Raw genomic sequence first — 18,562 nt, 5'->3', positions numbered from 1 at the left:
GCGGGCGGCTGGAGGTCCGCCTCCAGGCACAGTGACAAGGTCGCGCCACATCCGGCAGCCGGCACGGTAGAATAGCGGCAACCTGTTGGATAAGCAATTGCGGGGGCGGGGTGCGAACGGCACGCCAGGCTTGCCGCGAGCGTTCCAGAACTCCCGGCAAGTTCGGCGATTCGTCTGAATATATCGCCCTTCTGCCGGGATTTTTGCAAATCGGGTCGGAAGATTTCCCGCCTGCGATTGTTTCTCCAACAGGTTGCGCAAGACGCGCCGCGCCTTTTTGCAAGCGCCCGCGTCCGAGCCCACTTGCGCAATCGAGCATTTTTTTCACACTTAGGGGCTTGTATGACTAACGCAGCAAACGTCGCAAAGGACCAGGCGTATGTAATCCCGTTCGAGCAGTTGCGGATGACCGATGTGGAGATCGTGGGCGGCAAGAATGCGTCGCTCGGCGAGATGATCAGCCAGCTTTCCGAAGCAGGCGTTCGCGTACCCACCGGTTTCGCCACGACCGCGCTCGCATTCCGCGATTTCCTCAAGCACAACGATCTGACCGATCGCATCGCCAAGCGTCTCGAGTCGCTCGACATCGACGACGTGAAGGCGCTCGCCGAAGCCGGTGCCGAAATCCGCAAGTGGATCGTCGACGCGCCGCTGCAGGCACGTCTCGAGGAGGAAATCCGCGCACAGTTCGAAATCCTGAAGAACGGCTCGCCGGGCGAGCTGTCGTTCGCCGTGCGTTCGTCCGCGACCGCGGAAGACCTGCCCGACGCGTCGTTCGCCGGCCAGCAGGAGTCGTACCTGAACGTCGTCGGCATCGACGACGTGCTCGACCGCATGAAGCACGTGTTCGCGTCGCTGTACAACGACCGCGCGATCTCGTATCGCGTGCACAAGGGTTTCACGCACGCTGAAGTCGCGCTGTCGGCCGGTGTGCAGCGCATGGTCCGCTCGGACGTCGGCGCGGCCGGCGTGATGTTCACGATCGACACCGAATCGGGTTTCAAGGACGCCGTGTTCATCACGTCGAGCTACGGCCTGGGCGAAACCGTCGTGCAGGGCGCCGTGAACCCGGACGAGTTCTACGTGTTCAAGACGACGCTCGCACAGGACAAGTACCCGATCATCCGCCGCTCGATCGGCTCGAAGCTGATCAAGATGGAATTCACGCAGCCGGGCGAGCCGGGCCGCGTGAAGACGGTCGACGTGCCGCACGAGCAGCGCAACCGCTACTCGATCACCGACGAAGACGTGATCGAGCTCGCGAAGTACGCGGTCATCATCGAGAAGCACTACCAGCGTCCGATGGACATCGAGTGGGGCAAGGACGGCCGCGACGGCAAGATCTTCATCCTGCAGGCGCGTCCGGAAACGGTGAAGAGCCAGGCGAGCGGCAAGGCCGAGCAGCGCTTCAAGCTGAAGGGCCAGTCGCAGGTGCTGGCAACGGGCCGCGCGATCGGCCAGAAGATCGGCGCGGGCCCCGTGCGCGTGATCCAGGACCCGTCGGAAATGGAACGCGTGCAGCCGGGCGACGTGCTGGTCGCGGACATGACCGACCCGAACTGGGAGCCGGTGATGAAGCGTGCGGCCGCGATCGTCACGAACCGTGGCGGCCGGACCTGCCACGCGGCGATCATCGCGCGCGAGCTCGGCGTGCCGGCAGTCGTCGGCTGCGGCGACGCAACCGACATCCTGAAGGACGGCGCGCTCGTCACGGTGTCGTGCGCGGAAGGCGACGAAGGCAAGATCTACGACGGGCTGCTCGAGACGGAAGTCACGGAAGTGCAGCGCGGCGAACTGCCGGAAATCCCGGTCAAGATCATGATGAACGTCGGCAACCCGCAGCTCGCGTTCGACTTCTCGCAACTGCCGAACGGTGGTGTTGGCCTCGCGCGTCTCGAGTTCATCATCAACAACAATATCGGCGTGCACCCGAAGGCGATCCTCGAGTACCCGAACATCGACCAGGACCTGAAGAAGGCGGTCGAGAGCGTCGCGCGCGGTCACGCGTCGCCGCGCCAGTTCTACGTCGACAAGCTGACGGAAGGCGTCGCGACGATCGCCGCGGCGTTCTATCCGAAGCCCGTGATCGTGCGTCTGTCCGACTTCAAGTCGAACGAGTACAAGAAGCTGATCGGCGGTTCGCGCTACGAGCCGGACGAGGAAAACCCGATGCTGGGCTTCCGCGGCGCGTCGCGCTACATCGCCGAGGACTTCGCGCAGGCGTTCGAGATGGAATGCCGTGCACTGAAGCGCGTGCGCGACGAGATGGGCCTGACCAACGTCGAGATCATGGTGCCGTTCGTGCGTACCGTGAAGCAGGCGGAGCGTGTCGTCGGCCTGCTCGAGAAGTTCGGCCTGAAGCGCGGCGAGAACGGCCTGCGCCTCGTGATGATGTGCGAAGTCCCGACCAACGCGATCCTCGCCGAAGAGTTCCTCGAGCACTTCGACGGTTTCTCGATCGGTTCGAACGACCTCACGCAGCTCACGCTCGGCCTCGACCGCGACTCGGGCATGGAACTGCTGGCCGTCGACTTCGACGAACGCGACCCGGCCGTCAAGTTCCTGCTCAAGCGCGCGATCGATACCTGCCGCAAGATGGGCAAGTACGTCGGCATCTGCGGCCAGGGCCCGTCCGATCACCCGGACTTCGCGCAATGGCTGACCGACGAAGGCATCGTGTCGATCTCGCTGAACCCGGACACGATCATCGATACGTGGCAAGCGCTCGCCAACCGGAAGTAACGGTCGGTAACGCTTATTCGGCGCAAGCGCGGTACGCCGCGCTTGTGTTGAAGGCAAAATGCAAGGTTCGTGTTATAAACACCCCGGTAAGCGCCGGGGTGTTTTTTTTCGTCGGTACGCGCCGCGTTGCGTCATGCGTGTCGACCGCGACCCACGGGCGCGCGCAGCGAATATAGTGAGCAGCGGGGACGTTTTTCGGGAGACCACAATGATGTCGGGGCATCTGTTCTGGTGGGTCGGAGTCGGCGTGCTGGTCGTCGCCGAATTGCTGACCGGCACGTTCTATCTGCTGATGATCGCGCTCGGCTTTCTCGCGGGCGCGCTGCTGCAGCTCGCCGGTTTCGCGCCGCACGTGCAGTTCGGTGCGGCCGCCGTGGTCGCGATCGTCGCGATGATCGTGCTGCGCCGCTCGGGGCTCGGGCGCAAGCAGAAACGCGACACGTCGACGAATCCGGACGTCAATCTCGATATCGGCGCGACCGTCACGGTCGATGCGTGGCATGACGGCCGCGCGCGCGTGCAGTATCGCGGCGCCGACTGGGACGTCGAACTCGCGGCCGGCGAACGCGACGATGCACGCGTGTATCAGGTGCGTGCCGTGCGCGGCAACAGTCTCGTCGTCGTCGCGAAACCCGCGGGCTGATCGTCCACTGATACAACAAGGAGGGAATATTTCATGGATTCGCTGATCATCTGGGTCGTCCTGCTCGTCATCGCCATCGTGATCGTGTCGAAGACGGTGAAGATCGTGCCGCAGCAGCATGCGTGGGTGCTCGAACGCTTCGGGCGCTATCACGCGACGCTGTCGCCCGGTCTCAATATCGTGCTGCCGTTCGTCGACCGGATCGCCTACCGGCACGTGCTGAAGGAAATTCCGCTCGACGTGCCGAGCCAGGTCTGCATCACGCGCGACAACACGCAGCTGCAGGTCGACGGCGTGCTGTACTTCCAGGTGACCGATCCGATGAAGGCGTCGTACGGGTCGAGCAACTTCGTGCTCGCGATCACGCAGCTCGCGCAGACGACGCTGCGCTCGGTGGTCGGCAAGCTCGAACTCGACAAGACCTTCGAGGAGCGCGACTTCATCAACCACAACATCGTGTCGGCGCTCGACCAGGCCGCCGCGAACTGGGGGGTGAAGGTGCTGCGCTACGAGATCAAGGACCTGACGCCGCCGAAGGAGATCCTCCATGCGATGCAGGCGCAGATCACCGCCGAGCGGGAAAAGCGCGCGCTGATCGCTGCTTCCGAAGGCCGCAAGCAGGAGCAGATCAACCTTGCGTCGGGCGCGCGCGAGGCGGCGATCCAGAAGTCGGAAGGCGAGCGGCAGGCCGCGATCAACCAGGCGCAGGGCGAGGCGGCCGCGATTCTCGCGGTGGCCGAGGCGAACGCGCAGGCCATCCAGAAGATCGCGAACGCGATCCAGTCGCAGGGCGGGATGGATGCGGTGAACCTGAAGGTCGCCGAGCAGTACGTCGGCGCGTTCTCGAACCTCGCGAAACAGGGCAATACGCTGATCGTTCCGGCGAACCTGTCGGATCTCGGCACCGCGATCGCGTCGGCGCTGACGATCGTCAAGAACGCGGCACCGGCGGCGAGCGCGCGGGGCTGAGCGGCAAGCGCGGGTTACGCGTGCCGGCGATCGCCGCGAGCGTCGCCGGGTGCGCGCCGCTCGTGCGCCCGTCCTGTGCCCGGCATGCGCCCGGTATGTGCCGGTCATGTGCTCGTTATGTGCCCGGCATGCGGCGAATCGTCGCGCGACCTCGGGCGCGATCGCGCCCGCATGTCAGTAGCGCAGGCTGCGCAGCGGTTCGTCCCGGAACGCGAGCGGCGGTCCGGCCGCCGCTCATGTGCTTCGCATCGCACACAGCAACACGGCCCGCTTCGAGCGGGCCGTGTCGTTTGCGAGGCTGGCTTTCCTGAGCGTCAGGTGCCGGCGCGCATGATGCGCGCCTTTTCGCGTTCCCAGTCGCGCTTCTTCTCGGTTTCGCGCTTGTCGTGCAGCTTCTTGCCCTTCGCGAGCGCGATGTCGCATTTCACGCGACCGCCCTTGTAGTGGAAGTTCAGCGGCACGAGCGTGTAGCCACGCTGCTCGACCTTGCCGATCAGTTTCTTGATTTCGTCACGGTGCAGCAGCAGCTTGCGCGTGCGGACCGGATCGGGCTTGATGTGCGTCGAGGCTTCGGGCAGCGGGCTGATGTGGGTGCCGATCAGGAAGATCTCGGCGTTCTTCACCACGACGTAGCCTTCCTTGATCTGGCCGCGCCCGGCGCGCAGCGCCTTGACTTCCCAGCCCTCGAGCACGAGCCCCGCCTCGTAGCGTTCCTCGATGTGATAATCGAAGTGCGCTTTCCTGTTGTCGATGATGCTCATGAAAGGATCGGGCCAACTCGTTTAAAATCACGATTTTAGCAAAGCAGGGCGGGAATCGCCCGGCTTGCGTTCTCACCTCGAGCGATGCCGCGCGATTTATGGCAGATGTCCAGAAAACCGTATTGATCCGTCATTCGGCGGAACAGATGTTCGACCTCGTCACCGACGTGGCCGATTACCCCAATTTCCTGCCCTGGTGCGGCGGCGTCGAGATCCGCCGTCAGGACGACAGCGGGATGGAAGCGCGCATCGACATCAACTTCAAGGGCATCAAGCAGCATTTCGCGACGCGCAACACGCAGCAGCGCCCGACGCGGATCGACATGGAGTTCGCGGACGGCCCGTTCCGGAAGTTCACGGGCTCGTGGCGCTTCATCCCGCTGCGCGCCGATGCATGCAAGATCGAATTCGCGCTGCACTACGAGTTCTCGAGCATCCTGCTCGAGAAGATCATCGGGCCGGTGTTCAGCCATATCGCGAACACGTTCGTCGATTCGTTCGTCAAGCGCGCCGACCAGCGCTACGGGAAGGGGTGACGCGATGCTGTCGATCGAAGTCTGCTACGCGCTGCCGGATCGCCAGACGCTGATTCCGGTGTCGCTACCCGAAGGCGCGACCGTGCGCGCGGCGATCGACGCGAGCGGCGTGCTCGCGCTGCACCCGGAAATCGACCTCGTGCACGCGAAGACCGGCATATTCGGCAAGCTCGCGCCGCTCGACGCACCGCTCGCCGACCACGACCGCGTCGAGATCTACCGCCCGTTGATCGTCGATCCGAAGCTCGCGCGTCAGCGGCGCGTCGACAAGACCCGCCGCGAGGGCTCCGTCGAGGGCCGCAAGTGGATGCACAAGGACGCGCGCTGACGCGTCGCGTCGGCGTCGCTGCATCTTCTCCGTTCCGATTCGTCAGACCAGGCGCGGCGGCGCTCAGTGCGCCGTGACGTTCGCGTTCACGGTCGCGTCGCCGGGCGTGTTGCCGCCCGCATGCGTGTCGTTGTGCCGGCGCACCGACCCGTAGACGCCCGCCAGCAGCAGCGCGAGCGCCGCGATCTCGAGTACGCGCGGCATCCGCTGGTCGTAGACGAACGCATAGAGCATCGCGAACACGGTTTCGAACACGATCAGCTGGCCGGACAGCGTGAGCGGCAGCCGCTTCGACGCCGCGTTCCACAGTCCGTTGCCGAGCCACGACGCGCCGATCGCAAGCACGAGGTTCAGCAGCCAGAATAGTTGCCAGCGCGATGCCGAAACGGCGGCCTGCACCGTGCCGGCCGGCAGCGCGAGGATCGCGAGCCAGCAGAGGCCGCCGATCAGGCCCGTCACGACACCCCACAGCACCGACCACTCGTTGCCGCCGAAATGAGAGTGGCGCTGCAGGTAGCGCGTGTTCGCGACCGCGTACCAGGTCCAGCTCGCGAGCGCGCCGCTTGCGCACGCGATGCCCGCGAGCTTCTGGCCGAGCGTCGTCGCCTGCGCAGCTTCCGACGTGAAGAGGTCGACGTTGATGCAGACGATGCCGGCGATCACCAGCGCGAGCGGGGCGGCGAGGCGCCGCAGCGGCACCGCGCCGTGGTCGCCGAGGCCCGCGAGCGTGACGGTCACGGGCAGCACGCCGACGATCAGCGAGCTGGGTGCGATGCCGATCAGGTGTACGGCCCCGGACAGCAGCATGTAGTACGCAACGTTGCCGATCAGCGCGAGCTTCGCGAGCGCGACGAGATCCTCGCGGGTCAGCCGGGCGAGCAGCGAGCGGGCGGCCGGCAGGGCCGCCGCCAGCGACACGAGGCCGTACATCGCATAGCGGCCCGCGCTCAGCAGCAGCGGCGAGAAGTCGGTCATCAGCCGCGGCACGAGAAAGACCATGCCCCACAACGCGCCCGCGAGGACGCCATACACCACACCGCGCTGCATCGACTGCTCCGAACGAAAGACTGACGAGCGCGCATGTTAACGACGGGGGCGCGAACGCGTCTTGTTCATTCCTGCACTGCACTCGGGAGCGGGGTGAGGCAGGGCTCGGCTGTAGGCGCCGCCGCGCCCCGGTCCTGTTTACCTACCGGGGTGCGGCAGGTCGGGTTGTCCTTCTACGATCAACCGATCAGCGCTCGACCGGCTCGGCCGCCGCCGCACCGTCGCCCGCCGCGCGTGCCCGCGCGGGGCGGCGCACGGCGCGCAGCTTGCCGCTGCTGCCACCGCCGCAGTAGAAGAGGTCGCGGCCGTCGGACTCCAGCCCCGACACGCCGACGCCGGGCGGCATGTCGACCTGTTCGAGCACTTGCCCGCTGCGCGGGTCGATCCGCCGCAACGCGCTCTCGTCCGCTTCCCAGGTGCCGTGCCACAGCTCGCCGTCGACCCACGTCACGCCGGTGACGAAGCGGTTCGATTCGATCGTGCGCAGCACGGCGCCCGATTGCGGATCCACCTGGTGAATCTTGCGTTCGCGGTACTGGCCGACCCACAGCGTGCCTTCCGCCCAGGCCAGCCCCGAATCGGCGCCACCGCCGGGCGCGGGGATCGTCGCGAGCACGCGGCCGGAGTCGGGATCGATCTTCTCGATGCGGTCCTCGACGATCTGGAACAGGTGGCGCCCGTCGAACGCGGTGCCTGCGTGCGCGGCGACGTCGAGTGCGCGCACGGTCGTGCCGCGTTCCGGGTCGAGCGCGTTCAGCTTGTCGCCGGACGCGAACCACACGTGCCGCCCGTCGAACGTGACGCCGTGTACGCCGTCGACGCCCGGAAACGGGCCGTATTCGCGGAGGATGTCTGCGGTGGAGCGCTTCATGTTTGTCACCTCGTCGTTGGTGTCCCCATCCTAGTCGCCCGGCAGCGGCGCGGGGAGTAACAAGGTCGTCGCGAATCCGGGCAGCGGCGGCGTCATCCAGCGGCGCGCGCGGCCGCGGCCGACCGCCTGCACCTTGTCCGCTTCGGCGAGCGCATCGAGCGCGCGCTGCACGGTGCGCTGGTTCACGCCGAGTGCGAGCGCCAGCGCGGAGCTCGACCACGCCTCGCCGTCCGCGAGCAGCGCGAGCACGGCCGCGTGGCGGTCGTCGACCGGACGCGCGAGCACGACGGCCTCGCGCGGGCCGAGCGGTTCGAGCGCGAAGCCGCGCGGCGTCGCAGTGATGTTCGCGAGCGGCCGCAGCACCGCGCGCAAGCGGCCGATCTCGACGCGCAGGCGGGCGCGATGCGATTCGTCCGCGTGTCTCGCGCGAAACGCCGCGGCGACGAGCGCATTTCTCGACACGTCGCCGGGCCATGCCTCGCCCAGTGCGCGGGCGAGCACGAACAGCACCGGGCGGCGTGCGAGCGACACGGTCGTGCGCGCGTCGCGCACCGCGTGGCGGCATGCATCGACGACCAGCGCGTTCGATGCCAGCAGCGCCTCGACCTCGTCGAGCAGCACGAGCCGCGACGCACCGCGCGCGATGAGTCGCGCGGCCGGCGTATCGAGCATGCGGGCAGCCGTGTCGACTTCGGCCGTCAGCGCGGCGATGCCGGCGTCTTGTGCGGCCGCGCGCGCACGGGCGAGCGCCATGCGCGCCGCGTGCGGGCGGATGCGGCGCATCGCGATGCCGGCCGCGATCAGTTCATGAGCCGCGCGCGATGCGGCGGGCAGCGGTGCGGGATCGAGGCTCGCGAGCCGCTGTTCGGCATCCCCGACGTGCCCGATCAGCAGCAGCCGGCGCACGCCGAGATAGCGCGCATGCGCGGCGTTGGTGCGGTCGCCGTGTGCGTCGAGCGTCGCGCAGGCGGCGTCGAGGGCGCGCGACGGCCAGCCGAGGTCGCGTGACGCCAGCGCGATCTCGGCCTCCGCGACGACGCAGCGCGCGCGCGCGACGGCTTCCTTCGCGCCGAATGCGCGGGCCGCGCCGCGCACGAGCGCGCGTGCGCGCTCGAAATCGCCGAGCTGGGCCATCGCGATCCCGCGCAACGCGAGCGCCGGCGCGTCGTCGCGCAACGCGACGCGGTTCAGCGCGCCGAGCGGGTCGCCCGCCGCGAGCGCCCGCGCGGCGGCCGTGATCAGCGAATCCATCCGAATCCCGACACAGTTGTCACTCCCTCCGGTTCGACGCCCGGTCCTAATCTAGCACCACGCACACGGCAGATGCGCCGTGCCCGGATATCCATCGAAAGGAGGAACCCGTAATGACGAACCATCTCACCGGAACGCGTGCCGAATGGCTGGCTGCGCGCCGCGCGCTGCTCGATGCGGAAAAGGCGCTGACCCGGCAGAGCGACGAGCTCGCGAGGCGGCGCCAGGCGCTGCCGTGGGTGCGCGTCGACAAGGCCTACCGGTTCGACACCGAACGCGGCCCGGCGACGCTCGACGATCTGTTCGACGGCCGCTCGCAACTGCTCGTCTATCACTTCATGTTCGGGCCCGACTACAAGGCCGGCTGCCCGTCGTGCTCGGCGCTCGCCGACGGCTTCGACGGTTTCGCGGTCCACCTCGCGAACCACGACGTGACGCTCGCGGCGGTGTCGCGCGCGCCGCTCGCGAAGCTGCTGGCATACCGGCAGCGGATGGGCTGGCACTTTCCGTGGGCGTCGTCGGACGGCGGCGAGTTCAACTTCGACTTCAACGTGTCGTTCACCGAAGCGCAGCAGCGCGCCGGCGATGTCGAATACAACTATGCGCGGGCCGGCCACGCGATGGACATGGACCCGCCGCCCGCCGCGGTCGCCCAGTTCGCGGCGACGTGCGGCACCGACGCCGCCACGTACGCGCGCGACCGGCCGGGGATGAGCGCGTTCGTGCGCGAGGACGGCATCGTCTATCACACGTATTCGACGTACGCGCGCGGGCTCGACGGGCTGTGGGGGATGTACCAGTGGCTCGATCGCGCGCCGCTCGGGCGCAACGAGACGGGCGTGTGGTGGCGCCGTCATGACGAGTACGCACGCGGTTGAGCGCGGGCCGGCGCGCCGCGGGAGCGGGCGATGAGCACGGCGACGAAACGGGCTGCGGCCGCTGCCGCGGGCGGCGGCCGGCGGGTGTTCGGCGCCGCGCTCGTCGCGGTATGGGCCGCCGCGATTTGGGCGACGCTCGCGCAGCACGCATCGATGGACGCGATGGGCGGCATGCCGATGGCCGGCGGCTGGACGCTGTCGGCCGGGTGGCTCAGGCCGTGCGGATGGCAGGCAGGGCGCGCGTTCGCCGCATTCGCCGGGATGTGGGGCGCGATGACGGTGACGATGATGCTGCCGGTGCTGGCGCCGGTGCTCTGGCGATATCGGCAGAGCACCGGCGCGGTGGGCGACGCGCGGGCGGCATGGTTCGTCGCGGTCGCGGGCAGCGGGTATTTCTCCGTGTGGATGGCGCTCGGCGCGCTGGTGTTTCCGGTCGGCACTGCATGGGCGGCGGCCGCCGCGCGGCTGCCCGCGCTCGCCGCCACGGTGCCGTTCGCGGCTGGCGCGATCGTGCTCGGCGCGGGCGTGCTGCAGTTTTCCGGCTGGAAGGCGCGCCGGCTCGCTTGCTGCCGGCATGCGCCGGACGACGCATGCGCGCCGCGGGCGGCAGCCCGGGCCGCGGTCGCGTGGCGGTACGGCGTGCGTACGGCGCTACGGTGCGGCGCCTGCTGCGGGAACCTGATGGCCGTCGCACTGACGGCCGGCATGATGGACCTGCGCGTGATGGCCGTCGTGACCGTGGCGATCGCCGCCGAGCGGCTGGCGCCGGCTGGCGTTCGCGTCGCGCGGCTCGTCGGCGGTGTCGCGATCGGCGCCGGCGCGGCGATGATCGCGTGGGCCGCGGCCGCGCTGGCCTAGCGGCGCCCGGGGCTGCCGGCGCGCGTCGAACGGGGCCGGCGCAGGCACCGCCGGCAGGCCCGGCGTCGTACGGCAACGGCGGGCGATCGGCCCGATTCCGGCCGGCTGCGCGAATCGGCCGATGCGGGGGTGAAACGAAAGGCGATCGAAAACGAACCGAACGGCGATCCGAACGATTCGGCCCCCGAACGCCGGGAAACGGCTAACCCGTTGTTCGTGTTGTGAAAATTCGCAGCGCTTCGCGTATAATTCGCTTTTGCGCCCATAGGATTTGCCATGCGTCTGATCCAAAAAGCACTCACTTTCGATGATGTGCTCCTCGTTCCCGCCTTTTCCGACGTTCTCCCGCGCGACACCAGCCTGAAGACCAAGCTGACCCGCAACATCTCCCTGAACATGCCGCTCGTGTCCGCCGCGATGGACACGGTCACCGAAGGTCGCCTCGCGATCGCGATGGCGCAGCAGGGTGGTGTGGGCATCGTCCACAAGAACCTCACGCCGGCCGAGCAGGCTCGCGAAGTCGCGAAGGTCAAGCGTTTCGAATCGGGCGTCGTGCGCGACCCGATCACGGTTCCGCCGCAGATGAAGGTGCGCGACGTGATCGCGCTGTCGCGTCAGCATGGCATCTCGGGCTTCCCGGTCGTCGAAGGCCCGCAGCTCGTCGGCATCGTCACGAACCGCGACCTGCGTTTCGAATCGCGCCTCGACGAACCGGTCAAGTCGATCATGACGCCGCGCGAGCGTCTCGTCACCGTCAAGGAAGGCACGCCGCTCGCCGAAGCGAAGGCGCTGATGCACAGCCACCGCCTCGAGCGCGTGCTGGTCGTCAACGACGCGTTCGAACTGCGCGGCCTGATGACCGTCAAGGACATCACGAAGCAGACCGAACACCCGGATGCGTGCAAGGACGAACACGGCAAGCTGCGCGCAGGCGCGGCGGTCGGCGTCGGCCCGGACAACGAAGAGCGCGTCGAGCTGCTGGTGCAGGCCGGCGTCGACGTGATCGTCGTCGATACCGCGCACGGCCACAGCAAGGGCGTGCTCGAGCGCGTGCGCTGGGTCAAGCAGAACTTCCCGCACGTCGAGGTGATTGGCGGCAACATCGCGACGGCAGCCGCCGCGAAGGCGCTCGTCGAATACGGCGCGGACGCGGTCAAGGTCGGTATCGGCCCGGGCTCGATCTGCACGACGCGGATCGTCGCGGGCGTCGGCGTGCCGCAGATCAGCGCGATCGCGAACGTCGCGGAAGCGCTGAAGGGCACCGGCGTGCCGTGCATCGCCGACGGCGGCGTGCGTTTCTCGGGCGACGTGTCGAAGGCCCTCGCGGCCGGCGCGAACGCGGTGATGATGGGCAGCATGTTCGCGGGCACCGAAGAGGCGCCGGGCGACGTGTTCCTGTACCAGGGCCGCCAGTACAAGTCGTACCGCGGCATGGGTTCGGTCGGCGCGATGAAGGACGGCGCGGCGGATCGCTACTTCCAGGACAACTCGGCGAACATCGACAAGCTCGTGCCGGAAGGCATCGAGGGCCGCGTCGCGTACAAGGGTTCGGTCAACGCGATCCTGTTCCAGCTGGTTGGCGGCGTGCGCGCGAGCATGGGCTACTGCGGCTGCCGCACGATCGACGAGCTGCACGACAAGGCCGAATTCGTCCAGATCACCGCGGCGGGCATGCGCGAGTCGCACGTGCACGACGTGCAGATCACGAAGGAAGCACCGAACTACCACGTGGACTGATCGCCGATGAAACCGCTGCTGCGAGCCGTGCTGATCGTCGATGCCGTGCTGCTGCTGGCGTTCGGCGTGCTGTTCGTGCTGACGCCCTGGCAGGCGCTGTTCAACGCGCTGCAGCTGGCGAACATCCAGCCGGCGATGCTCGGCCAGGCGTTCGGCATCGCGCTGCTCGGCCTCGCGTGGCTCGCGTTTCATGCGGCGGTCAATGGTGATCTCACGGCGCCCGTCGCACGTGCGGTCGGCCATGTGAACTGGCTGATCGGCGTGCTGGCGGTCGTGTGGTCGTTCGGCACCGGCAACGGTCCCGCGCTCGCGGCCGCCGGCCGCGTGCTGTCGGCGATGGCCGGTGTCGCGCTGATCGTGCTCGGCCTCGGCGGCGTACGGCTCGCATCGACCGTGCGGCGGCGCGAGAAGGCGGAAAGGGTGGAACGGGCGCAGGCGCCCGACGCCCGGGACGCGAAGCGCCCGGCCGAACCGGCGGTGGCCTCTGCGCCGCGGCAGCGGGTCGAACCGGTCGTCAGCCGTCCGGCGGCGCCCTCGGCGCCGGCCGCGGCCACCACGTCGGCCGCATCCGACCGCGCGTCAGGCAGCGTCGCATTCGACGCCCGCCCGCCGTTGCAGGATTGACCGGCGATGCGTCGCGCGAGCCGCCTGCCGCCCGACGCCGCTGTCCATGCTTTTGACGCAGCGCTTCGTGCGCTGCTTTTCTTATTCTCTTCATCCTGTCCGCAGCCATGCACGACAAAATCCTGATTCTCGACTTCGGTTCGCAAGTCACCCAACTGATCGCGCGCCGCGTGCGCGAAGCGCACGTCTACTGCGAAATCCACCCGAACGACGTGTCCGACGACTTCGTCCGCGAGTTCGCGCCGAAGGCGGTGATCCTGTCGGGCAGCCACGCGAGCACCTACGAAGACCACCAGCTGCGCGCGCCGCAGGCCGTGTGGGATCTCGGCGTGCCGGTGCTCGGCATCTGCTACGGGATGCAGACGATGGCCGTGCAGCTCGGCGGCAAGGTCGAGTGGAGCGACCATCGCGAATTCGGCTATGCGGAAATGCGCGCGCACGGCCATACGCGCCTGCTCGACGGCATCGAGGATTTCAAGACGGACGAAGGCCACGGGATGCTGAAGGTCTGGATGAGCCACGGCGACAAGGTTGCCGAGCTGCCGCCGGGCTTCGCGCTGATGGCGTCGACGCCGAGCTGCCCGATCGCCGGCATGGCCGACGAGGCGCGCGGCTACTACGCGGTGCAGTTCCACCCGGAAGTCACGCATACGGTGAAGGGCCGCCAGATCATCGAACGCTTCGTGCTGCAGATCGCCGGCGCGAAGCCCGACTGGATCATGAAGAACCACATCGAGGAAGCCGTCGCGAAGATTCGCGAGCAGGTCGGTGACGAGGAAGTGATTCTTGGCCTGTCGGGCGGCGTCGATTCGAGCGTCGCGGCCGCGCTGATCCACCGCGCGATCGGCGACCAGCTGACCTGCGTGTTCGTCGACCACGGCCTGCTGCGCCTGAACGAAGGCCAGATGGTGCTCGACATGTTCGAGGGCCGCCTGCATGCGAAGGTCGTGCACGTCGACGCATCCGAGCAGTTCCTCGGCCACCTGGCCGGCGTGACCGATCCGGAAGCGAAGCGAAAGATCATCGGCCGCGAGTTCGTCGAGGTGTTCCAGGCCGAGGCGAAGAAGCTGTCGAAGGCGAAGTGGCTCGCGCAGGGCACGATCTATCCGGACGTGGTCGAATCGGGCGGCACGAAGACGAAGAAGGCGACGACGATCAAGAGCCACCACAACGTCGGCGGCCTGCCGGAAACGCTCGGCCTGAAACTGCTCGAGCCGCTGCGCGACCTGTTCAAGGACGAAGTGCGCGAACTCGGCGTCGCGCTCGGCCTGCCGCCGGAGATGGTGTACCGCCATCCGTTCCCGGGCCCGGGCCTCGGCGTGCGGATTCTCGGCGAAGTGAAGCGCGAATATGCGGACCTGCTGCGTCGCGCGGATGCGATCTTCATCGAGGAGTTGCGCGGCACGACCGCCACCGCGCAGGACGCGGCAGCGGGCCTGTGCGGCGAGGCCGACGTCGGCAAGAGCTGGTACGACCTGACGAGCCAGGCGTTCGCGGTGTTCCTGCCGGTGAAGTCGGTCGGCGTGATGGGCGATGGCCGCACGTACGACTACGTGACGTCGCTGCGCGCGGTGCAGACCACCGACTTCATGACCGCGCACTGGGCTCACCTGCCGTACGCGCTGCTCGGCCGCGCGTCGAACCGGATCATCAACGAGGTGCGCGGGATCAACCGCGTGGTGTACGACATCTCGGGCAAGCCGCCGGCGACGATCGAGTGGGAGTGAGCGTCGGCGTCGAGGCGTGCCTCGATGACCCTCGATGACCGATAGCGGCATCGGATGATGCGCAACGCCCGGCAGGGGAACCTGCCGGGCGTTGTCGTTTGTGCGGTTGGCGGCCGTGATTCGATGGTTGCCGGCGCGCAGTGTTTTCCTTGCCTGCATGTCGGGTCCGGGCGCGGAGGTGCGGGACAGCCCGGCCGCTACAAGCGACGCGTCTGCAGGTCGCGCGCTAGGGCAGCCGACGACCGCCGGCATCGATCATCCTGATCGAGCCCGAAGTCTGCCCCTGTCCTTGTCGAATGCTGAATTCGATGATGTCCTCGTAGAGTTCCCGTTGTCCGGCGGGCAGGACCGGCAGCAACGTCTCGCGCCGCTTGTCCGCATCGAACATCGATTCCACGAGCCATCCCGTCAGATAGAGCGCCGCCACGCATCCGCCCGCCGTCGCAACGTTGCCGTGGCACACGAGCGGCTGGTCCGGCACCTGCAGCCCGCGATCCGTCAGCCCGTGTCGCGCGTCGGGGTGCGTCGTTGCGCGACGGTCCGGCAAAAGCCCGAGCCGCTCCAGGACGAAGGCGCCCGCGCAGATCGATCCGATGTATTGGCGCGCCGGATCGAGATCGAACGACGGCAGGAAATCCGGGCTCGCGAGCGCGGCCGGGATGCCCAGCCTGCCGCTCGAGAACAGCACGGCGTCGGCGCGATTGGCGTCCTCGAGCGGGCCGTGCACGGGGATGGCCAGACCATGCGCGGAACGCAACAGCGGCTGCGCGCCGAGAATCCGGACACGCCAGTCTGCGGTGTTGCGGCCGAGGATGTCCCACATCAGGAACAGGTCGATATCGGTGAACTGGTCGAATGCGACGAGAGCGATGTCTTTCAACGTGAATTCCATGAGTCGTGGCGCGTTGCCGGAAGCGGTGGCGGCCGTGATAGAGTTCGCAGCCTATCTGCCCATGCCGCGCCATACACAGCCTGTATGGCGATACCGATGCGCACACTGACTCGAAACGACTGGATCGCCGCGGGCTTCGATGTCCTCGACGGGGAAGGGTATGCGGGGATTTCGGCCGAGCGTCTCGCACGACGGCTGAACGTGACCCGCGGCTCGTTCTATCACCACTTCCGGAATCGGGAGGACTTCGTCAGGACGTTGCTGACCGCGTGGGAGGACGACTACACGGCACGCATGCTCGCCTACGCGGCGGACGGCCGCGGCGCGGGCGACACGCTGACGCGCTACCTGCGCATCGCGGCGGAGAAGCGACCGGGGCGCGAAGTGGCGATCCGCGCCTGGGCATTGCAGGACGCGCTGGTCGCGGAATTCCAGCAGCGCGTCGATGCCACGCGTCTCGCATTCGCGCTCGAGACGTCCCGTCGGTGGGTTCGCATGCCGGGCGAAGCCGAGATCGTCGGGCAGATCGCGCACCTGTGCCTGATCGGCGGCCAGCAGGCCGGATTGCGGCGCGATGCCGAGCGGTTCAACCACTTCATGCAGCGTGTGTTCGCGGTGGCCGAGCGCATGCTGCCACGCCGACGCGCGTAGCGGTGCGATGCCCGTGCTGCACGGATGGCTCGCGTATCGCAGAGCAGAAGGCGGGCGGGTGCTCCGTTGTAGCGTCGGTGGAAAGCGCGGCTTTCAATGCAGCGCAAGGCGACGTCACGCGCTGTCCCGATCCTGCTCAGTCTTGCCCGCCACTACGATAACGAAGATGAATCAGCGGATAAGGCCGCCCTTGTCCGTGCGCGCCGATCGTCCGCAGCGCTCGAATCCGAACCGTTCGTAGAATCCCGCCGCCGCTTCGTTCTGCTCGTTGACGTCGGTCGATGGGTCGCGATGGCGTCGGAGGGCCGCTTCGACCAGCCTCCGCCCGACACCCGCACCATGGTGAGCGGGATCGACGAACAGCGCTTCCATGTGACTGCCGTCGAGCAGCATGAAGCCCACCGGACGATCGTGCTCGTCGACGGCCAGATCGAGCTTCGCCGACGGTCAGTTCGCGGGATGGCCGGATACGGGCACGCCGGGCGCTGCGGCGCCCGCATCCGTCTCGTATGCGCCGAGTTCCGCCAGAAACGGCCACGGATAGATGCCGCGCGCGTGACCGTCGCCGAACAGCAGGCGGATGCCGTAACCGGCCGCTTCCACGCCGTCCAGCGTCAGGTCGGGTGGCGCGTCGACCTGCCCGCCATCGAGTCGGATCTTCCGGCATGCGGCGCACGGGCAAGCGCTGCGCAAGCGCGCATAGCCGATGCGCTGCGTGTCGCCGTCCGGCCAGCACAGCGTCAATGCGCGGGCCGCATGATCGAGCAGGATCTCGGTCGGCGGCGTCATCGTGCATCTTCCCCGATCTGCGCGATCGCGATCCGCACGGCCTTGCGTACTTCGGGATCGCGATCGTCGAGCGCGTCGTGCAGCGCGGGCAGCGTCGCGGGATCGCGCAGTTCGCCGAGCGCGAGCGCGGCCTCCTTGCGCAGGTTGCTGATCGCATGCGACAGCAGCGCGACGACGGCCTGCGCCGCGGCGGCGTCGCGCAATTGCCCGAGTGCGCGCACCGCACGCAAGCGCACCTGCCAGTAATCGTCGCCGAGCGCGGCGACGAGCGGTGCGCGAGCGGCCGCGACACGCAGCTTGCCGAGCGTCGCGGCCGCTTCCTCGCGTACCTGCCATTCGGCGTCGCGCAGCGCCGCCAGCAAGGCGGTGACGACGGCCGTGTCGGCGGACGCCGCGAATCCGACCGCGCCGACCGCGATACGCCGTACGTCCGCATGCGTGTCGGTCGTGGCGATGCGTGCGAGCGGCGCCAGCGCGCGGGCGTCCTTGAGCCAGCCGAGCACGGCGACGGCCTCGGCGCGCACGGCCGACGCCGGCGCGTCGAGCGCGCGCAGCGCCGGCGCGAACGCGTCGGGGTCGCGCAGTTCACGCAGCGCGCGCAGCACGGCGCCGCGCACGAACGGTTCGGCGTGCTCGACCCAGCGGCACAGCGCGGCGCCGGATGCGACGTCCTTCAGTTCGGACAGGCTGTGTGCGGCGGTCGCGCGCACGTCGTCGTCCGGATCGAGCAGCGCGCGGCACAGCGCGTCGACGACGTTGGGCTGCTCCCAGGCGGCGAGCACACGCGCGGCCTCGCCGCGCACGTCGGCGGACGGATCGTCGCGCAGCGCCGCAACGAAGATCGGCACGAGATCGGGATCCTCGAGATCGGCGAGTTCGAGCAGCGCGATCCGGCGCACCGATGCATCGGGTGCGGCAACGCGCGCGACGAGCGGGGCATGGTCGGAAGCAGGGTTCATGTGTCGTGAGTCCGGTAGTGGGGAAGCGGTGTGCCAGGTCAGCGCAACAGGTACGGGATGTCGACCTTGACCGCGCCGGTCGGGCAGTCGCGTTCGCACGGCATGCAGTACCAGCATTCGTCGAACTGCATGTAGGCCTTGCCCTTGGTCACGTCGATCGCGAGCAGGTCGAGCGGGCACACGTCGACGCAGACGGTGCAGCCCTTGTCGGCGATGCAGCGGTCCTCGTCGATCGTCACGGGCGCGCTGCTGCGCAGGAAGATGTCGTGCGGGGTATGGGGCACGGTAAGGCTCCTCGG

At 68.2% G+C, this 18,562-nt stretch carries 19 protein-coding genes and 1 pseudogene; 11 read left to right on the top strand and 9 right to left on the bottom strand.

Annotation, left to right across the window (positions count from 1 at the left end):
- Positions 1–342: 342 nt before the first annotated feature.
- The 3 genes from ppsA to NQV17_RS09075 all read left to right on the top strand — a co-directional run bounded on the left by ppsA (position 343) and on the right by NQV17_RS09075 (position 4,354).
- Positions 343–2,742 carry a phosphoenolpyruvate synthase gene (ppsA, locus tag NQV17_RS09085; RefSeq protein WP_044843763.1) on the top strand — a complete coding sequence of 800 codons (2,400 nt, stop codon included), beginning with the start codon at positions 343–345 and terminating at the stop codon, positions 2,740–2,742.
- A 208-nt stretch (positions 2,743–2,950) separates the two neighbouring features.
- The gene (locus NQV17_RS09080) at positions 2,951–3,385 is read left to right on the top strand and encodes an NfeD family protein (RefSeq protein WP_257771573.1); all 435 of its coding nucleotides are present in this window, start codon (positions 2,951–2,953) and stop codon (positions 3,383–3,385) included.
- Between the two features lie 33 nt (positions 3,386–3,418).
- Positions 3,419–4,354 carry an SPFH domain-containing protein gene (locus NQV17_RS09075; RefSeq protein ID WP_257771571.1) on the top strand — a complete coding sequence of 312 codons (936 nt, stop codon included), beginning with the start codon at positions 3,419–3,421 and terminating at the stop codon, positions 4,352–4,354.
- Between the two features lie 314 nt (positions 4,355–4,668).
- Here NQV17_RS09075 and smpB read toward each other — a convergent pair whose 3' ends face one another.
- On the bottom strand, positions 4,669–5,115 hold the full coding sequence (gene smpB / locus NQV17_RS09070) for an SsrA-binding protein SmpB (protein WP_050012888.1): 447 nt from the start codon (positions 5,113–5,115) through the stop codon (positions 4,669–4,671).
- 98 nt (positions 5,116–5,213) lie between these two features.
- Here smpB and NQV17_RS09065 point away from each other — a divergent pair, with 98 nt between their 5' ends.
- Both NQV17_RS09065 and NQV17_RS09060 read left to right on the top strand, forming a co-directional pair.
- Complete coding sequence (locus tag NQV17_RS09065; protein ID WP_044843759.1) at positions 5,214–5,651, top strand: type II toxin-antitoxin system RatA family toxin; 438 nt, start codon at positions 5,214–5,216, stop codon at positions 5,649–5,651.
- Between the two features lie 4 nt (positions 5,652–5,655).
- Positions 5,656–5,979 (top strand): RnfH family protein, encoded by a 324-nt coding sequence (locus NQV17_RS09060; protein WP_257771568.1) that lies wholly within the window; start codon positions 5,656–5,658, stop codon positions 5,977–5,979.
- 63 nt (positions 5,980–6,042) lie between these two features.
- Here the strand turns inward: NQV17_RS09060 and NQV17_RS09055 are convergent, their stop codons facing one another.
- From NQV17_RS09055 to NQV17_RS09045, 3 genes are all read right to left on the bottom strand, one after another.
- Positions 6,043–7,026 carry a DMT family transporter gene (locus NQV17_RS09055; protein ID WP_257771566.1) on the bottom strand — a complete coding sequence of 328 codons (984 nt, stop codon included), beginning with the start codon at positions 7,024–7,026 and terminating at the stop codon, positions 6,043–6,045.
- A 187-nt stretch (positions 7,027–7,213) separates the two neighbouring features.
- Positions 7,214–7,897, bottom strand: a complete 684-nt coding sequence (locus tag NQV17_RS09050; RefSeq protein ID WP_257771564.1) for a glutaminyl-peptide cyclotransferase — start codon at positions 7,895–7,897, stop codon at positions 7,214–7,216.
- Positions 7,898–7,927: 30 nt separating this feature from the next.
- On the bottom strand, positions 7,928–9,148 hold the full coding sequence (locus tag NQV17_RS09045) for a helix-turn-helix domain-containing protein (RefSeq protein WP_257771562.1): 1,221 nt from the start codon (positions 9,146–9,148) through the stop codon (positions 7,928–7,930).
- Positions 9,149–9,261: 113 nt separating this feature from the next.
- Here NQV17_RS09045 and NQV17_RS09040 point away from each other — a divergent pair, with 113 nt between their 5' ends.
- The 5 genes from NQV17_RS09040 (at position 9,262) to guaA (ending at position 14,972) form a co-directional block, all read left to right on the top strand.
- Positions 9,262–10,026 (top strand): DUF899 domain-containing protein, encoded by a 765-nt coding sequence (locus tag NQV17_RS09040; RefSeq protein WP_257771560.1) that lies wholly within the window; start codon positions 9,262–9,264, stop codon positions 10,024–10,026.
- A 30-nt stretch (positions 10,027–10,056) separates the two neighbouring features.
- On the top strand, positions 10,057–10,884 hold the full coding sequence (locus tag NQV17_RS09035) for a DUF2182 domain-containing protein (protein WP_257771558.1): 828 nt from the start codon (positions 10,057–10,059) through the stop codon (positions 10,882–10,884).
- Positions 10,885–11,160: 276 nt separating this feature from the next.
- Positions 11,161–12,621 carry an IMP dehydrogenase gene (gene guaB, locus NQV17_RS09030; protein ID WP_059464274.1) on the top strand — a complete coding sequence of 487 codons (1,461 nt, stop codon included), beginning with the start codon at positions 11,161–11,163 and terminating at the stop codon, positions 12,619–12,621.
- 6 nt (positions 12,622–12,627) lie between these two features.
- Positions 12,628–13,245, top strand: a complete 618-nt coding sequence (locus NQV17_RS09025; RefSeq protein ID WP_257771555.1) for a hypothetical protein — start codon at positions 12,628–12,630, stop codon at positions 13,243–13,245.
- Between the two features lie 107 nt (positions 13,246–13,352).
- Positions 13,353–14,972: a glutamine-hydrolyzing GMP synthase gene (gene guaA / locus NQV17_RS09020; protein ID WP_257771553.1), complete on the top strand. Its 1,620-nt coding sequence runs from the start codon at positions 13,353–13,355 to the stop codon at positions 14,970–14,972.
- A gap of 226 nt (positions 14,973–15,198) precedes the next feature.
- Here the strand turns inward: guaA and NQV17_RS09015 are convergent, their stop codons facing one another.
- Entirely contained in the window at positions 15,199–15,864 is a 666-nt protein-coding gene (locus tag NQV17_RS09015; RefSeq protein WP_257771550.1) for a DJ-1/PfpI family protein, read from the bottom strand.
- A gap of 96 nt (positions 15,865–15,960) precedes the next feature.
- Between NQV17_RS09015 and NQV17_RS09010 the strand changes: the two genes are divergently transcribed.
- Entirely contained in the window at positions 15,961–16,515 is a 555-nt protein-coding gene (locus tag NQV17_RS09010) for a TetR/AcrR family transcriptional regulator (RefSeq protein WP_257771548.1), read from the top strand.
- Positions 16,516–16,651: 136 nt separating this feature from the next.
- Here the strand turns inward: NQV17_RS09010 and NQV17_RS09005 are convergent.
- The 4 genes and pseudogenes from NQV17_RS09005 to NQV17_RS08990 all read right to left on the bottom strand — a co-directional run.
- Positions 16,652–16,962: pseudogene (locus NQV17_RS09005) on the bottom strand (acetyltransferase); the annotation flags it as partial.
- Positions 16,963–17,304 (bottom strand): gamma-butyrobetaine hydroxylase-like domain-containing protein, encoded by a 342-nt coding sequence (locus NQV17_RS09000; protein ID WP_257771546.1) that lies wholly within the window; start codon positions 17,302–17,304, stop codon positions 16,963–16,965.
- Positions 17,301–18,263 carry a HEAT repeat domain-containing protein gene (locus tag NQV17_RS08995; RefSeq protein WP_257771544.1) on the bottom strand — a complete coding sequence of 321 codons (963 nt, stop codon included), beginning with the start codon at positions 18,261–18,263 and terminating at the stop codon, positions 17,301–17,303. The genes NQV17_RS09000 and NQV17_RS08995 overlap by 4 nt, the downstream gene beginning before the upstream one ends.
- A gap of 38 nt (positions 18,264–18,301) precedes the next feature.
- Positions 18,302–18,547, bottom strand: a complete 246-nt coding sequence (locus tag NQV17_RS08990) for a ferredoxin family protein (protein WP_006755644.1) — start codon at positions 18,545–18,547, stop codon at positions 18,302–18,304.
- Between the last annotated feature and the right edge of the window lie 15 nt (positions 18,548–18,562).

The sequence above is a fragment of the Burkholderia sp. SCN-KJ genome (assembly GCF_024656005.1).
Taxonomy (GTDB): Bacteria; Pseudomonadota; Gammaproteobacteria; order Burkholderiales; family Burkholderiaceae; genus Burkholderia.
Note: the sequence above shows the minus strand (reverse complement) of the source record. Positions and strands in the feature narration are given on the sequence as shown.

Excerpts from the sequence above, each read along its gene's own strand:
- guaB (WP_059464274.1), top strand. The coding sequence starts at position 11,161 with ATGCGTCTGATCCAAAAAGCACTCACTTTCGATGATGTGCTCCTCGTT.
- NQV17_RS08995 (WP_257771544.1), bottom strand. The coding sequence starts at position 18,263 with ATGAACCCTGCTTCCGACCATGCCCCGCTCGTCGCGCGCGTTGCCGCA.
- NQV17_RS09010 (WP_257771548.1), top strand. The coding sequence starts at position 15,961 with ATGCGCACACTGACTCGAAACGACTGGATCGCCGCGGGCTTCGATGTC.
- NQV17_RS09080 (WP_257771573.1), top strand. The coding sequence starts at position 2,951 with ATGATGTCGGGGCATCTGTTCTGGTGGGTCGGAGTCGGCGTGCTGGTC.
- NQV17_RS09065 (WP_044843759.1), top strand. The coding sequence starts at position 5,214 with ATGGCAGATGTCCAGAAAACCGTATTGATCCGTCATTCGGCGGAACAG.
- NQV17_RS09045 (WP_257771562.1), bottom strand. The coding sequence starts at position 9,148 with ATGGATTCGCTGATCACGGCCGCCGCGCGGGCGCTCGCGGCGGGCGAC.
- NQV17_RS09000 (WP_257771546.1), bottom strand. The coding sequence starts at position 17,304 with ATGACGCCGCCGACCGAGATCCTGCTCGATCATGCGGCCCGCGCATTG.
- NQV17_RS09040 (WP_257771560.1), top strand. The coding sequence starts at position 9,262 with ATGACGAACCATCTCACCGGAACGCGTGCCGAATGGCTGGCTGCGCGC.
- smpB (WP_050012888.1), bottom strand. The coding sequence starts at position 5,115 with ATGAGCATCATCGACAACAGGAAAGCGCACTTCGATTATCACATCGAG.
- NQV17_RS09050 (WP_257771564.1), bottom strand. The coding sequence starts at position 7,897 with ATGAAGCGCTCCACCGCAGACATCCTCCGCGAATACGGCCCGTTTCCG.
- guaA (WP_257771553.1), top strand. The coding sequence starts at position 13,353 with ATGCACGACAAAATCCTGATTCTCGACTTCGGTTCGCAAGTCACCCAA.
- NQV17_RS09025 (WP_257771555.1), top strand. The coding sequence starts at position 12,628 with ATGAAACCGCTGCTGCGAGCCGTGCTGATCGTCGATGCCGTGCTGCTG.
- NQV17_RS09060 (WP_257771568.1), top strand. The coding sequence starts at position 5,656 with ATGCTGTCGATCGAAGTCTGCTACGCGCTGCCGGATCGCCAGACGCTG.
- NQV17_RS09035 (WP_257771558.1), top strand. The coding sequence starts at position 10,057 with ATGAGCACGGCGACGAAACGGGCTGCGGCCGCTGCCGCGGGCGGCGGC.
- ppsA (WP_044843763.1), top strand. The coding sequence starts at position 343 with ATGACTAACGCAGCAAACGTCGCAAAGGACCAGGCGTATGTAATCCCG.
- NQV17_RS09075 (WP_257771571.1), top strand. The coding sequence starts at position 3,419 with ATGGATTCGCTGATCATCTGGGTCGTCCTGCTCGTCATCGCCATCGTG.
- NQV17_RS09015 (WP_257771550.1), bottom strand. The coding sequence starts at position 15,864 with ATGGAATTCACGTTGAAAGACATCGCTCTCGTCGCATTCGACCAGTTC.
- NQV17_RS09055 (WP_257771566.1), bottom strand. The coding sequence starts at position 7,026 with ATGCAGCGCGGTGTGGTGTATGGCGTCCTCGCGGGCGCGTTGTGGGGC.